Origin of the sequence: Actinoplanes rectilineatus (assembly GCF_000962825.1) — a bacterium.
Lineage (GTDB): Bacteria > Actinomycetota > Actinomycetes > Mycobacteriales > Micromonosporaceae > Actinoplanes > Actinoplanes rectilineatus.
Map to the genome: position 1 here is coordinate 41,385 of NZ_JZKF01000060.1, position 14,980 is coordinate 56,364.

Here is a 14,980-nt window from a genome sequence, read left to right on the forward strand (position 1 = left end):
GGCGGTGACGCCAGGGGTTCCGGCGACGAAGGCGGCCGTCCGGCCGCCTTTCGTCGTTTCCGCTTACGCTCGTTTTGCGAGCCTTGTCCGGGTTTATCCCGCTCTTACGGCTTGTCTTCCCCGCCGGGCTGCCCAGCGCTTGTTCCCCATCGTGCGCGCATGTCCAGCCCGCTGAGCCGGCCCGTGCTCGCTCGCCTCTGATCGCGCTCGTGCCGGTCCGCTCTGCGCTCGCCGTATCGCCTCACTCGGCTGTGCGCGCAGGTGAATCCGACTACACGCGCTCACGTCGGCCGACCAGCCGGCACGGTGACGGGGCATGCCCGCCGAATCGTCCGCGCCCGGTGCTGGAAACGGTGGAGGCCGTCACCCCGGATCCGGGGTGACGGCCTCCACCGTTCGGTTCAGCCGTTCAGTGTGTGGCGCGCTTGTTCATGAACCGCCGCGGACTGAACCGGACCATCGCGTCCCGGACCGTCGTCGCCCGCTCGGCGAGCCGGGTGAACGCCTCGGCGGCACCCAGCCGCCAGCCGATCAGCACCGACGGGGGCAGCAGCATCGCCCGGGCCTTGACCCGGAACGTCGCCGCCTCCCCGAGCCCGGCCCGGATCCGGCCGAGCGCCGCCGTCAACTCCACGCCCTGCATCGGCTGCCGGGCGTACCGCGCACGTTCCTCAGCGGTGCCCAGCAGGGTCGCCGCCTCGGCCGAGTCGCCACTCAGCTCCGACTCCTTGATCAGGCGCTGGGCGGTGAGCCGCGGTGTCTCAGTCGGGTCCACCGTCACCTGGTAGTCGACCATCGTGTCGATGAGTTCGTCCCAGGCCGCGTGGGCGTCCGCACGAGCCCGGGTCGACTCGGTCGTGACCACGATGTCCGAGACGGTGCCGTCCTGCCCGTCCGGTCCGCCCGCCACCACCGTCGTCACGCTCTCGGTGGCCGCGTGCCGCCGGCGCCGCTGCAGCACCCGCAGCATCGCCGGGACCAGGAGCAGCGCGACGAGCAGGGCGAACCCGGCCACGATCAGCAGGGCCGTCGTCCAGGCGCCGCTGTCGGCCGGGGTGGCGCCCTCAGCCGTCGGGTTGCTGCCGTCGATGTTGCGGTCCGGGGTCTGCGGCTGGTTCGGCGCCGCCGACGAGTCGTCGTCCGGCGTGGTCGTGCCGGCCGACGCGGAGGCGCTCGGTTCGGCCTGGTCCACGTTCGGCGCCCACGAGGAGCGGGCCGATCCGGCCACCCCGCCGGCCGGCGTGGCGTCGAACGGCACCCAGCCGAAGCCGTCGAGGTAGACCTCGGTCCAGGCGTGCGCGTTGCGGTTGGTGATCTGGTAGACGCCGTTGCCCAGCGAGGTGCCCCGGGTGAACCCGAAGGCGACACGGGCCGGGATGCCGGCCTCGCGGACCATCCACGCCATCGCGGCCGCGTACTGCTGGCAGTAGCCGGTCCGGGTGTTCAGGAACGTCGCGATCTCCGAGGCCGCCCCGCTGGTCTGGGTCGACAGGCTGTACTTGAACCCGTTGTCCGCGGAGAAGAACCCGTAGATCGCCCGGACCTTGTCGTATTCGGTCTTCTTGCCCGCGATCAGCTCTTCGACCTGCGCCTTCACGACCGCGTCGTCGGGCGCGGCGGTGTACTGCCGCAGCGGGTCGTTGCGGGGCAGCGCTTCGGCGGTGCGCAACTCGGCGGCGGTGAACCGGGGACGCAGGTAGTCGATCGTGTACTTCTGCTCGCTGGTCGTCGTCCGGGCCGCGAACAGGACCTGCTGCGACGAGTCGTACGCCCAGTTGCCGTTGATGTTCTGGACGCCGGTCGGGTACGTGTACAGCGGTGCCATGCTCTGCCGCAGGTCGCCACTGACCTCGATCTCGGCCCGGTACGCGAAGTAGTTGGCCTGACTGCTGGCGGCCAGCTGACGCGGGTCGGGCAGTCCCCGCGACAGCGAGTTGCCCTTCGGTGTCTGGTTGCCGAAGCCCTCGTCGGTCAGCGCCTCGGCCACCCCGAACCGTAGGTAGAACGGGTCCGGTTCGTTCGTGGTGACCTTGAGCAGGTTGATCGTGGCGTTCTGGGTGAGCTGCCCGCTGAGCGAGGCGAACAGGTTGATCCGCCCGTTGCTGCCGGTGCCCGAGCCGAGCCCGGCCCCGGAGCCGGCCTGGGTGAGCTGGGACAGCAGGCCGCCGCTGACGGTCGGCACCGCGAGGGGCAGCAGCACCGCGACGATCACGCCGAGCACACCGATCCGGCGGCCGGCCGCGGCCAGTGGGGACGGTTCCCAGACGTCCACGTCGCGTCCGTCGCCGGTGAACCGGCGGCCGAACCGGCGGACCCGGTCGACGTTGTCGGCGACCAGCAGCCACATGTATCCGCAGGCGCCGACGATGAACGGCAGCACCGGGACGCTGTCGAGGTAGACGGCGACCGGGATCGAGTAGATCGCCAGCATCGGCAGGCCGGCCAGGGCCGGACGGCGGAACACCGCGGTCAGCAGGTCGACCGCGATCGCCACCACGCCGATGCCGAGAACGGCGACGAAGAGCAGGCCGTCGCGGTCCGGAACCGGCACCCCGTACGCCCGGGTGTCCTCGCCGGCCTGCCGGAACAGGTCGAGGAAGTGCCCGAGCGTGGCGGGCTGGGGGATCAGGATCTCCTTGCCGCTGGGGAAGATCCAGGTGAGCGCCAGCGCCAGCGCGACGATCATGCTGAGGGTCTGCGCCCAGGTGGGGAACCGCAGGGTCCGTGCCCCGACCGCGGCCCCGGCGATCATCAGCACGGTGAGGGTGCACTGCAGCAGCCAGGTCCACGATTCGAAGATCGAGGACAGGGGCGCGGCGGAGAGCAGGGTGGCCGCCGCCGCCACCATGCCGAGACGTCGCCTGCCGGTCATCGGTTCACCCCGTTCACGGTCTCGGCCATCGGCGCGCGGTAGGCGAAGCCCTGCGAGCCGCGGCTGACGGCCGGCCAGATCGCGGCCAGTGTGTCGCCGTGCCGGACCGGCACCGACCGCCATCCGCTGCGCACCATGGCCAGGGAGGCGGCGCCGTGGTCCCGGTCGGCGGCCTCACGGTCGCTGTCGGACAGCGGCGTCCAGGTGGAGCTGTCGACGGCGAAGCCGATGCAACTGGCACCGTTGGCGCGCAGCTGGCCGAGCAGTTCCGCCTCGGCGAGGGTGAGGGTGCCGAACAATCCGATCACCAGCCCGCCGTCGGACCGGTGACGCACGTGCTGGACCAGGGTCGACAGGTCGCCCTCGGCGGTCAGCTTGACGTCGGCCAGGGTGTCCAGGATCAGTCCTTCCCCGCCGGCCTCGATCGCGTCGATGTCGACGCCGGTGCCGGTCACCAACCGCAGTTTGTAGCCGTTCTGCCGCAGGTGCACCGCGATGCTGGCGGCGGCCGCGACGGCCCACTCGAAGCTGGCGGTCGGCCCCTCACCGCGGTGTGCGGTGAGCCGGGTGTCGAGCACGACGGTGGCCCGGCTCTCCCAGGGCTGTTCCTCCCGGCGCACCATCAGCTCGCCGGTCCGGGCGGTCGACCGCCAGTGCACCCGGCGCAGGTCGTCGCCCCGGCGGTACTCCCGGGTGGCCGCGTCGTCCTCGCCGTGCACCGCCACCGAACGGGCCCGGCTGTCGCCGGTCCCCGCGTACTCGCCGGCCAGCCGCACCAGGGGCAGCGCGGTGACCTGCGGGATCACGGTCAACTGGTCGACACTGGGGAAGGAACGGGTCAGCTCGCACAGCCCGAACGGGTCGGTCAGCCGGACGACCAGCGGGCCGATCGGGTAACGCCCGCGCACGTCGGCCCGCACGGTGTACGCCACCGAACTGGCCTGGTGCGCGCCGAGCCGTTCGAGCACCACCCGGGGACGGCTGCCGAGCGCGTACGGCAACCGGTCCTCCAGCAGCATGGTGCCGGTGGGCAGCCGGGACACGTTCTGCAGGCGCAGGATCACCCGCGCGCTGGAACCGACCGGGGCGCGGCCCGGGTCCAGCGACCGGGAGCACGCCAGGCGGTACCGGCTGCGTCCCACGTACCACGCGGCGAGCAGCGGCAGGGCAGCGAGCAGCACGGAGACCCGCAGCAGGTCACGCTCGCCGAGGATGATCGCCGAGATGGACGCGGCGACCGCGGCGGCGAGGAACGAGCGGCCGCGCGTGGTGAGCCCCCGCAGCGCCTCTCGCATAGGTCACCGCCCCCGGGACTCGTACGGCGTGCCGCCGTTCCTGGTGTCGTACGGGTTGCGGGACCGGTCGTGCGGCAACGGCAGCCGGTGCACGATCTCGGACACGATCGCGTCCGTGGTGCGCCGGTTCAGCTGGGCGTCCGCGGTCGGGATGATCCGGTGGGCCAGCACCGGCACGGCGAGCGCCTGCAGGTCGTCCGGGAGCACGTAGTCGCGGCCTTCCAGCGCGGCCACCGCCTTGGCGGTGCGCAGCAGCTGCAGGGTGGACCGCGGGGACGCGCCGAGGCGGATCTCCGGTGCCTCCCGGGTCGCGGTGACCAGGGCGATCGCGTACTGCTGGACGGCTTCGGCGGCGTGCACGTCCCGGGCGGTGGCGATCAGCCGCCGCACCAGCGGAGCGTCCGCCACCGGGCGTACGTCGTTGAGGGGGTCGTGGTCACCGTGTGTCGTCAGCATCGCCAGTTCGGCACGGGGGTCGGGGTAGCCCATCGCGATCCGGGCGGTGAACCGGTCCCGCTGCGCCTCCGGCAGCGGGTAGGTCCCCTCCATCTCGATCGGGTTCTGCGTGGCGACCACCATGAACGGCGCCTGCAGTTCATAGGTCGTGCCGTCGACGGTGACCTGCCGCTCCTCCATGCACTCCAACAGCGCGGACTGCGTCTTCGGCGAGGCCCGGTTGATCTCGTCGCCGACGACCAGGTTGGCGAAGACCGCGCCCGGCTTGAACTCGAAGTCGCGCGTCTCCTGGTTGTAGACGCTGACCCCGGTCACGTCGCTGGGCAGCAGGTCGGGCGTGAACTGGATGCGCCGCACGGAACAGTCGATCGAGCGTGCGAGGGCCTTGGCGAGCTTGGTCTTGCCCACCCCCGGAACGTCCTCGATCAGCAGGTGTCCCTCGGCGAGCAGCACCGCGACGGCCAGCCGGACCGTGGCACTCTTGCCCTCGATGACCTGCTCGATGTTGGCCATGATGGCTTGCGTCGCGGTGCGGAACTCGGCAAGCGTCAGCGGTCCTGCCGGCTCACCCCAGGTCGGCGTTGTCACGGGCCTCCTCCAAGTCGTTTTGCCCCGGTGATCCGACGGTCACCCACCGTCAGGGGGCATCGAAGGTTGCGGGCGCCCAGCGGTCCGTGGGCCTCCGGCGCTCGCCGCCCGTCCCCACAGGTTAGCCCCGTCCGTACACATCACCGAAAGCCCTGATCGCAAGCGGGAACACCGCAGCTCACACCGGTAAGACGGACGGAAGGGGTCGGCTGTGGACAGCAGTGACCATTTCACCCGCCCCGTATACCGGTCGCCGTCCGTGACGGGCGGCGGGTATCATCCATGCCATGGCTCGGTCCGTTCTGCTTCTTAGGCGGCCGTGCTGATCCGATACCGGTTCCTGAGGATCGGATCAGGCACGGCGACCCCTCCTGCGTGAGGGGCTTTTTTATGCCCCGGAGCGCGTCGACCCCAGCCCGGATGACTTAGACGAGATGGTGAAGATGAGCGACACCGAGACCCCGCCGTTCCGCTACACGGCTGCGCTGGCCGGTGATATCGAGCTGCGCTGGCAGGCGTTCTGGGCCGAGAACGGGACGTTCCACGCGCCCAACCCGGCCGGTGACCTGGCCGACCCCACGCACCCGCGCGCCGGCGCGCCCAAGCTGCACGTGCAGGACATGTTCCCGTACCCGTCCGGCGCAGGCCTGCACGTCGGCCACCCGCTGGGCTACATCGGCACCGACAGCTACACCCGCTACAAGCGGATGACCGGCTACAACGTGCTGCACCCGATGGGCTTCGACGCTTTCGGCCTGCCCGCCGAGCAGTACGCGGTGCAGACGGGTACCCACCCGGCGGTCACCACCGCCGCGAACGTCGACCGCTACCGGCAGCAGCTGCGTCGGCTGGGCCTGGCATACGACGAGCGGCGGTCGTTCTCGACCACCGACCCGGACTACTACCGCTGGACCCAGTGGATTTTCCTGCAGGTCTTCAACTCCTGGTTCGACCCCTCGGTGCAGAAGGCCCGGCCGATCAGCGAGCTGATCGCCTCCTTCGAGTCCGGCGAGCGCGGGCCGGAGTGGGCCGCCGCGTCCGCCACCGAGCGTCGCAGGATCATCGACGGATACCGCCTGGCGTACGTGTCCGAAGCCCCGGTCAACTGGTGCCCCGGGCTGGGCACCGTGCTGGCCAACGAGGAGGTCACGCCGGAGGGCCGCAGCGAGCGCGGCAACTTCCCGGTCTTCCAGCGCAGTCTGAAGCAGTGGATGATGCGCATCACCGCGTACGGTGACCGCCTGGTCGAGGACCTGGACAGCCTGGACTGGCCGGAGCCGGTCAAGCTGATGCAGCGCAACTGGATCGGCCGCTCCCGTGGAGCGCACGTTGATTTTTCCACTGAATCGGACAAAATCACGGTATTCACGACTCGTCCGGACACCCTGTTCGGTGCCACCTACATGGTCCTGGCGCCCGAGCACGATCTGGTCGACCGGATCGTTCCCCAGGCTTGGCCGGCCGGCACCAAGGACGTGTGGACCGGCGGTGCCGGCACCCCGGCGGAGGCCGTCGCGGCATACCGGGCGGCCGCCGCTGCCAAGACCGAGGAGGAGCGGACCGCCGACGGCAAGGTCAAGACCGGCGTCTTCACCGGCGCCTACGCGACCAACCCGGTCAACGGCGCGGACGTCCCGGTCTTCATCGCCGACTACGTACTGGCCGGATACGGCACCGGTGCGATCATGGCGGTGCCCGCACAGGACGAACGCGACTGGGCGTTCGCCGAGGTCTTCGAGCTGCCGATCATCCGTACCGTGCAGGCTCCCGAAGGTTTTGAAGGGGCTTTCACCGGCGACGGTGTGGCGATCAACAGCGACTGGCTGGACGGCAAGGGCGTCGCCGAGGCCAAGGCCGCCATGATCACGTGGCTGGAGGAGAACGGCAAGGGCACCGGCGCGACCACCTACCGCCTGCGGGACTGGCTGTTCAGCCGGCAGCGCTACTGGGGCGAGCCGTTCCCGATCGTCTACGACGAGACCGGACTGCCGATCGCGCTGCCCGAGTCGATGCTGCCGGTCGTCCTGCCGGACACCGACGACTTCTCGCCGCGCACCTTCGACCCGGACGACGCGGACACCGAGCCGGAGACCCCGCTGTCCCGCAAGAAGGACTGGGTGCAGGTCGAGCTGGACCTGGGCGACGGCCTGAAGACCTACACCCGCGAGACCAACACCATGCCGCAGTGGGCCGGTTCCTGCTGGTACGAGCTGCGCTACCTGGACCCGAAGAACGACAAGGCCCTGGTCGACCCGGACAACGAGGCGTACTGGATGGGCCCGCGTTCCGAGGGCGACCCCGGCGGCGTCGACCTGTACGTCGGCGGCGTCGAACACGCCGTGCTGCACCTGCTGTACTCCCGCTTCTGGCACAAGGTGCTGTTCGACCTGGGCCACGTCTCGTCGTTCGAGCCGTTCAAGAAGCTGTTCAACCAGGGCTACATTCAGGCGTACGCGTTCCGCGACGCCCGCGGCATGATCGTTCCCGCCGACGAGGCCGTCGAGCGCGACGGCAAGTGGTTCGTGGGCGACCAGGAGGTCTACCGCGAGTACGGCAAGATGGGCAAGGGCCTGAAGAACGTCGTCACCCCGGACGACATGTGCGAGCAGTACGGCGCCGACACGTTCCGGGTGTACGAGATGGCGATGGGCCCGCTGGACGTCTCCCGCCCCTGGGAGACCCGTGCCGTCGTCGGCTCGCAGCGCTTCCTGCAGCGCGCCTGGCGTCTGGTGGTCGACGAGGAGACCGGCGGCGTCCGCGTCACCGACGAACCGCTGGACCCGAAGAGCCGCAAGGTCCTGCACAAGGTCATCGCCGGTGTCCGTGAGGACATGGACGAGCTGCGCTTCAACACCGCGATCGCCAAGCTGATCGAGCTGACCAACACGCTGACCCCGCTGTCCACGGTGTCGCGCGAGGCGATCGAGCCGCTGGTCCTGATGATGTCGCCGTTCGCGCCGCACATGGCCGAGGAGCTGTGGGGCAAGCTGGGCCACGAGGGCACGCTGGCCTACGCCGACTTCCCGGTCGCCGACCCGGCGCAGCTGGTGGCCGACGCCATCACGTACCCGGTACAGGTCAACGGCAAGGTCCGCGGCCGCGTCGAGGTCTCCCCGGACACTCCGGAGGCCGAGGTCCGCGAGCAGGCCCTGGCCGCGGTCGCCGAGGTGATCGCCGACCGTACCCCCAAGAAGGTCATCGTCGTCCCGGGACGACTGGTGAGTGTCGTCATCTGACGAACGTCACGAAACAGCCCGTCGCGTACCCTCGCGGCGGGCTGTTTCTGTCAGGGGCCGGTGCTTGGATGTGCGGGTGTCGATCAGTGAGCGGGGGCTGAACCGGGCGACCCTGGCCCGGCAGATGCTGCTGGAGCGTGCGCGGATTCCGGCCCCGGAGGCGGTGCGCCGGCTCGTCGGGCTGCAGGCGCAGGCGCCTGCCACGCCCTACCTCGCGATCTGGAACAGGGTGGCGGGCTTCGACGGCGACTCCCTCGACGAGGCTTTTCTCTCCGGTACGCTCGTGAAGGCCACCCTTCTGCGGATCACCCTGCACGCCGTCCACGCCGACGACCATCCGCTCTTGCACCGGGCCGTCCTGCCGGTGCTGCGCGGCGCCCGTCTCGGCGACACCCGATTCACCCGCAGCGGCCTCACCGTCGCCGACGCGGACGCCCTGCTGCCCGAGCTGATCGACTTCGCCGCCCGGTCGCGCACCCCGGCGGAGATCGAGGCCATGCTCGCCGCCCGTCTCGGCGGCGAGCGCCCCGGGGCGTGGTGGGCGTTGCGCACGTTCGCGGCCCTGCACCACACGCCGACCGGCGGCCCGTGGTCCTTCGCCTCCCGGGCCTTCCACGCCGCTCCCGTTCCGGGGTCGGCCTTCCACGCCGCTCCCGTTCCGGCCTCGTCGCTGGAGTCGTCCCGCGTCGCTCCCGTTCCGGCCTTGTCGCTGGAGTCGTCCCGCGTCGCCCCTGATCCGGTCCTGTCGGTGGAGTCGTCCCGGGCCGTTCCCGGCTCGGGCCTGTCTGCGGAGCCGTCCCGCGACGAGGCGATCCAGCGGTTGGTGTTGCGCTACCTGACCGCTTTCGGTCCGGCGACCATTGCCGACATCCGCCAGTTCACCCTGATCCCGGCCGCGGACCTGCGCGCCGCGGTGCTCGCCCTGGGCGATCAGCTCAGTCATCTGCCCGGCAATCGGCTGTATGACGTGCCGGGCGCCCCGCTACCCCCGGAGGACGCGCCCGCCCCGCCCCGGCTCCTGCCGATGTGGGACAGCATCCTGCTGGCCTATGCGGACCGGTCCCGGGTGATCCCGCCCGGCTACCGCCGACTGGTGATCCGGATGAACGGCGACGTCCTGCCCACCCTGCTCGTCGACGGCTACGTGGCGGGCGTCTGGCGCGCGGTTCCCGGCGGCATCGAGGCGACGGCCTTCCATCCCCTGTCCCGCCGGGTCTGGGACGCTCTGGCCGCGGAGGCTGCGTCCCTGTCGGCTTTCCTGACGGCCCGGGAGCCGCTGGTCTACAGCCGTTACGCCCACTGGTGGTCCAAGCCGCTGCCCGCCGCCGAGGTTCGCCTGCTTCCCGCGTACCCATGAAAGAAGATCCGGACCGGCGCGGGGCCGATCCGGATCTTCGAGGGTTTGTCAGGCTGCCGCGGTGGCCACGACCGGGGTGGCGGCGGCGCGGCGGGAGGTGTAGCGCCAGCGCAGGACGATGGCGGTGGAGAGGGCGAAGCTGATGGCCGCGGGCGCCAGGGTGGCGGCGGACATGTCGCCCGGGCGGGCGGCCGCGGCGCCGATCACGGCGTAGGTGACCGTGGACGGGATCGCGGCGATCGTGGTGCCCAGGAGGTAACGCTTGCGGCAGACGCTGGTGGTGCCGTAGGCGTACCCGACAAGACCGAACGGAGCCAGCGGCAGGAAACGGACCAGGAGCACAGCGGAGAGGCCCCGGTTGTTCAGCCAGCCGTCCAGGCGGTCCAGTCTGCTGCCGGCGTGTGCCTTGAGCGCGCCCCGGCCGGCCCAGCGGCCCGCGTAGTAGGTGGCGGTCGCGGCGATGATCGCGGCGGCCATGGCGGCGATCGCGCCGGTCGCGGCGCCCAGGAGCAGGCCGCAGAGCAGCGTGATCGCCGTGCGGGGGACCAGGACCGACAGGAGCAGGCCGCCCACCACCGCGACGGCCGCCGGGGCGCCCATGCCCAGGCGGTCGACGTTGTCACCGATCTCGCGGAGCGGGAGCATCGCGGCGGCGGCCGCGAGGCCACCCACCACGACGCCCAGCGTGGTGAAGCGGAGCGCCCGGCGCTTCCAGCTCATCGGGGCAGCCTGCGCGGCGACCGGGCTGGCCTGAGGGTCCGCGGCGATGCTGGTGACCTGCGGGGCGGCCGGAGCCGCCGAAGAGTCCGCGGCCACACCGGCGCCCCGCTGGGCGATCAGGATGTCGGTCATACAGGCTTACCGTCCCCACTTCATCGTCGGTCCAGGATCCGTCTGTCAGGCCGGGCTCGCCGCGGCGGCGAGCCTCTCCCCCCTGAGCCGTTCGGCCCAAGCATCGTCGAGGGGCGCAAGCCTATCCGCGCCGGTGGACCAGCGCAGGAGCAGATCGGCTATAGCTGGGTTGCGAGCCAGCGCCGGACCGTGCGAGTACGTGCCGAGGATCTTGCCGGCCCAGGCGCCCTCGGTCTGGTCGCCGTTGCCGATGCCGGCGGTGACCTTGGCCAGGGGTGTCGCGTTCGGCCCCAGATGGGTACGCCCGCCGTGGTTCTCGAAGCCGGTCAGCGCGGGCAGTCCGAGCCGCGGGTCGATGTCACCGCGCAGTTCGCCGACGGCGCGGGTCGGTCCCCGGTCCGAGTACAGGTCGAGCAGGCCCAGACCGGCGCACTTCTGCCCCTTCGCGAAGAAGGAGTGCCCGAACAGCTGGTACCCGGCGCAGATCGCCAGGACGGCCGCGCCCTGGTTGACGGCCCGGTGCAGGCCGCCGTCGGTGATCAGGCGCTGGGCGGCCGCGGCCTGCGGTCCGTCCTCGCCGCCACCGATCAGGTAGACGTCGGCCGTGGTCGGCATCTGCTGGTCGGAGCGGACCTCGTAGGTCTCCACCGGGATGCCACGGGCGGCCGCCCGGTGCGCCAGGATCAGCAGGTTGCCCCGGTCGCCGTAGGTCGAGAGCAGATCGGGGTAGATCCACACGATCCGCAGGGACTCAGTTGACACGGTCCAACTCCGCTCGGATGTCCTGGAACGCCGTGTAGTTGGCGATCACTTCGAGGCGGCCGGGCGGAACACTCGCCAGCGCCTCGTCGAAACTCTGTACGTGCCGGAACGGCACCTGGTTCACCTGCAGCCGGACGGCCAGGTCGTAAGCACGGTCACCGGTGATCAGCACCGGACGGCCGTCGCGCAGCGGCGAGAAGTCGACGTCGTAGAGCCACGACGTGTCCATGCCGTCGGGGTCGCGGGCGTTGATGGAGAGCAGCGTGGGCGCCTGCTCGGCCATGTCGAAGGCCTCCAGCCAGCTGGCCGGGTTCTTCGCCAGGAGCAGGCGGATGTTGCGGCCGTCCCGCTCGACCTGAGCGTACCGGCCGGCGATGGAGGTCACCCGGGCGAGCCGGGGGAGTGCCTCTATCGGGCGGACCCCGAATTCGGCGGCGACGGCGAGCGCGGTGGCCGCGTTGCCGATGTTGACCCGGCCGGGCAGCTGCAGCTTGACCAGGTGCCAGTCGCCGCGCGGGTCGATGACGCCCTCGTCCTCGACCGACCACTGCGGCTTCGGCCGGCGCAGCGGGCAGCCGGTGCACCACCAGTCGCCGCCGGAGCGCTCGATCGGGTGGCCGCTCTCCGGGCAGACGAACGAGTCGTCCTGCCAGCGCTGGCCGGCGCTGAACCAGGTCACCTGGGGGCTGCTGCTCGCGGACCAGACCACCATCGGGTCGTCGGAGTTGGCGACCACCCGGATGTCGGGGTGCTGGCCCAGGGTGGTCTTCCACATCTGCGCCATCATCGCCACCTCCTTCGCCCGGTCGAGCTGGTCGCGGGAGAGGTTCAGCAACGCCACCACCCGGGGGCGGGTGGCCTCGATGACCTGGGCCATGTAGTGCTCGTCCACCTCGAGCACGGCGAACGGGGTGTGGCCCTCCTTCGCCAGCGCCGAGGTGTGGCCGGTCGGCATGTTGGCGCCGTACGAGTTCGTGGCCACCCGTCCGAGCACGCCGATGGCGGCCGCGGTGAAGCGGGTGGTGGTGGTCTTCCCGTTCGTCCCGGAGACCAGCGCCACGGCCCGGCCGGACGAGAGGTGGGCCAGCAGGTCAGGGTCGATCTTGAGGCCGATCCAGCCGCCGATCACCGAGCCGTCGCCGCGTCCCGCGGCTCTGGAGAGCGCGGCCGCGGTCTTCGACGCGGTGGTCGCGACCTTGGCGATGAGTGGCAATTTCCCGTCCGTCACGCCAGCGAGGGTACCGGAAGCCGTTGTTACGTCGCGTGGCCGGAACGGCTCGATCAACGGGTGTCGGGGGGTCGGCTGAACGGGCGGAGGCATTTCCGCCGGTCGGGGCAATTCGGTGTTTCGAACGGGTGACGGTCTCGGTTTTTATGTGTTCTGGTTCACCCATTGATTTATACGGATCGTACTGAACTGCTCACTTGAGGTAGCGGCATTTGTCTCGTGGCGGTAACAAAATGGACAGTGACCACTTTCGACGTCACGGAGAGTGGCGGAACTGGTGCTGACGATCATGGAGTTGTTCGGGTACCAAGGTGTGGCCGGGGGCAACCGCTCGCCGGTCGTACCGAACCGGTTCACGCCGAGCCCTGCCCCGGGTCGGTCGGTGCGACAGAGGAACCACTGCATGACACGAACAAGGCATTCGGGGGCGGGGACGGGGGAACCAATACCGGTCCTCCGCGTCACCGCCACATCCGGCGGCGAGCGGGGAAGACCTTGGGGTGAAGCCGCCTTGTGCGGCCGGGCAACCTTCCCGCCCGAACCCGACAGCTAACCTCGCAGGCGTGCCGGAGGGATATCTCTACCGTGCACGAATACAGAGCGCGTCACCGCCAGGCCCGTCGTCGTACCGTCGTCGGTTCCGGCACTGCCGCACTGTCCCTGGGCCTCTGCCTCTCCGCCGGCCAGCTCATGGCCGGGTCGGCCGCTTCAGCGGCAGCGACGACGACCGAGGTCGCACCGACCACGGTCACTCCGGTCGCGGCGACCACCACGGTGGCCACCGCGAAGGTCACGCCCAAGCTGACCGCCAAGGCGGCCAGCAAGAGCATCAAGTGGGGATCCGCAGTCAAGGTCACCGCCAAGGTGATCGACCCCAAGACCGGCAAGGTCGCCAAGGGCACCGTCCGTCTGCAGACCCTGTCCAGTGGCAAGTGGAAGACACTGGCCACGAAGACCAGCAGCAGCGGTGCGGTCACCCTCTCCGCGAAGCCGAAGACCACGGCGTACGTGCGGACGATCTTCACGGGTACGGGCTACAACCAGGTCTCCACCGCCAAGGTGAAGATCACGGTCAAGGCGAGCGGCGCGAAGATCCTCGCTGAGGCGAAGAAGCACAAGGGCGCGCTGTACAAGTACGGCTCGTCCGGGCCCAAGCGCTTCGACTGCTCGGGGTTCACCAAGTACGTCTACAAGAAGGCGGCCGGCAAGTCCCTGCCGCACAAGGCGAACTCCCAGCAGAACTACGGCAAGAAGGTCGCCAAGAGCAACAAGAAGGTCGGCGACCTGATCGTCTTCCGTAACGGGTCGTACGGGTACCACGCCGGCATCTACGCCGGTAACGGATACATGTACGACTCGCCGCACTCGGGCGCCCGGGTCGGCAAGCACAAGATCTGGAGCAGCAACTACGTCGTACGCCGACTGGTGGCATGACGCTCCCCGGTGCCCGTTCGGCGCAGTAGCGCAGCGGGTGCAGTAAGTAAGGTGTAACCGGTCAGGCGGCGTGGTGGCGTGCCGGCCGTGGTGAAGTACGCGTTGTGGGGCCGTGACCTGGTGGGGTCACGGCCCCACGCGCGTTTCCGCCCTTCTGCCGCCGCCTGCGTCGGCCGGGCCCGCTTTCACGGTGTACGCCGTCCCGCGCCGTCCCGCCGTCCCGCCGTCCCGCCGTCCCGCACCGTCCCGGCTTCCCGCCTCACGCCGTGGCCGCGACCGAGTCCGAGACCGAGACCCTAGTCGTAGCCGACGGCTGGGCGGGCTCGGCCGTTGTCGTGGTTCTTGTGGGGCGGCTGGGGAGCCGTGGGTGGCGGCTCGGGTGGCTTGGCCGTCGTGGGTGGTTGTTGTGAAGTCGCAAGCCAGCCATGGCCGACGGCTGATCTAGACACGTTTCGTGGTCAGGGTGCGAAGCCCATCCGCGTGGTGACTTCGGGCGCGCTGGACGCCTGAAATCACCACGCCCGTGGTGGTGTGGTGATTACGGGCGCGCTGGACGCCTGAAATCACCACGCCCGTGGCGGTGTGGTGATTACGGGCGCGCTGGACGCCCGAAGTCACCACGCCCGTGGCGGTGTGGTGAATACGGGCGGGATGGGCGGCTGAACTCACCACGCGGACCCTGATGACGAAACATGTCTAGCCCGGCCGTCGCGGATGGCTTCGCTGAGCCCGCAAGTCAGCCGTGGGCGACGGCTGACCGGGTCCGGCCGTCAGCCACGCCTCCTCGGCGCCCGCAAGTCGGCCGTGGGCGACGGCTGGGTTCGGTCGGGTGGAGGGTCGGGGTTGCCCTTGGTGACGTGTGGGCTCGCAGGGGTGTGGGCTTGCGGGGCGGGGCGGGGC

At 70.5% G+C, this 14,980-nt stretch carries 9 protein-coding genes and 1 riboswitch; of the genes, 3 read left to right on the plus strand and 6 right to left on the minus strand.

Annotated features, from left to right (window positions below; all coding sequences use genetic code 11):
* Window positions 1-409: 409 nt before the first annotated feature.
* Genes WH85_RS32870 through WH85_RS32880 form a run of 3 tightly spaced genes read right to left on the minus strand, consistent with a single transcriptional unit; the run spans window position 410 to window position 5,211 of the window.
* The gene (locus WH85_RS32870; RefSeq protein ID WP_045745965.1) at window positions 410-2,872 is read right to left on the minus strand and encodes a transglutaminase TgpA family protein; all 2,463 of its coding nucleotides are present in this window, start codon (window positions 2,870-2,872) and stop codon (window positions 410-412) included.
* A complete protein-coding gene (locus tag WH85_RS32875) occupies window positions 2,869-4,167 on the minus strand; it encodes a DUF58 domain-containing protein (RefSeq protein WP_045745966.1) in 1,299 nt (432 codons plus the stop codon). The genes WH85_RS32870 and WH85_RS32875 overlap by 4 nt, the downstream gene beginning before the upstream one ends.
* A gap of 3 nt (window positions 4,168-4,170) precedes the next feature.
* Window positions 4,171-5,211, minus strand: coding sequence for an AAA family ATPase (locus tag WH85_RS32880; RefSeq protein WP_045745967.1), 1,041 nt, complete (start codon window positions 5,209-5,211; stop codon window positions 4,171-4,173).
* A 434-nt stretch (window positions 5,212-5,645) separates the two neighbouring features.
* On the opposite strand from WH85_RS32880, the gene leuS reads away from it, so the two are divergent.
* Window positions 5,646-8,447 carry a leucine--tRNA ligase gene (leuS, locus tag WH85_RS32885; protein ID WP_211275521.1) on the plus strand — a complete coding sequence of 934 codons (2,802 nt, stop codon included), beginning with the start codon at window positions 5,646-5,648 and terminating at the stop codon, window positions 8,445-8,447.
* Window positions 8,448-8,523: 76 nt separating this feature from the next.
* Window positions 8,524-9,804: a winged helix DNA-binding domain-containing protein gene (locus tag WH85_RS32890; RefSeq protein WP_045745979.1), complete on the plus strand. Its 1,281-nt coding sequence runs from the start codon at window positions 8,524-8,526 to the stop codon at window positions 9,802-9,804.
* A gap of 48 nt (window positions 9,805-9,852) precedes the next feature.
* Here WH85_RS32890 and WH85_RS53850 read toward each other — a convergent pair whose 3' ends face one another.
* From WH85_RS53850 to WH85_RS32905, 3 genes are read right to left on the minus strand one after another with little or no spacing between them, the layout of a single operon-like run.
* Window positions 9,853-10,656: a TVP38/TMEM64 family protein gene (locus tag WH85_RS53850; RefSeq protein WP_083449431.1), complete on the minus strand. Its 804-nt coding sequence runs from the start codon at window positions 10,654-10,656 to the stop codon at window positions 9,853-9,855.
* Window positions 10,657-10,701: 45 nt separating this feature from the next.
* On the minus strand, window positions 10,702-11,418 hold the full coding sequence (locus WH85_RS32900; RefSeq protein WP_045745968.1) for a type 1 glutamine amidotransferase: 717 nt from the start codon (window positions 11,416-11,418) through the stop codon (window positions 10,702-10,704).
* Complete coding sequence (locus tag WH85_RS32905) at window positions 11,408-12,631, minus strand: MurT ligase domain-containing protein (RefSeq protein ID WP_045745981.1); 1,224 nt, start codon at window positions 12,629-12,631, stop codon at window positions 11,408-11,410. Before WH85_RS32905 ends, WH85_RS32900 begins: the two co-directional genes overlap by 11 nt.
* 470 nt (window positions 12,632-13,101) lie before the next feature.
* A riboswitch (cyclic di-AMP (ydaO/yuaA leader) is annotated at window positions 13,102-13,225 on the plus strand.
* A gap of 6 nt (window positions 13,226-13,231) precedes the next feature.
* On the opposite strand from WH85_RS32905, the gene WH85_RS32910 reads away from it, so the two are divergent.
* Complete coding sequence (locus tag WH85_RS32910; RefSeq protein ID WP_245674195.1) at window positions 13,232-14,080, plus strand: C40 family peptidase; 849 nt, start codon at window positions 13,232-13,234, stop codon at window positions 14,078-14,080.
* Window positions 14,081-14,980: the final 900 nt, after the last annotated feature.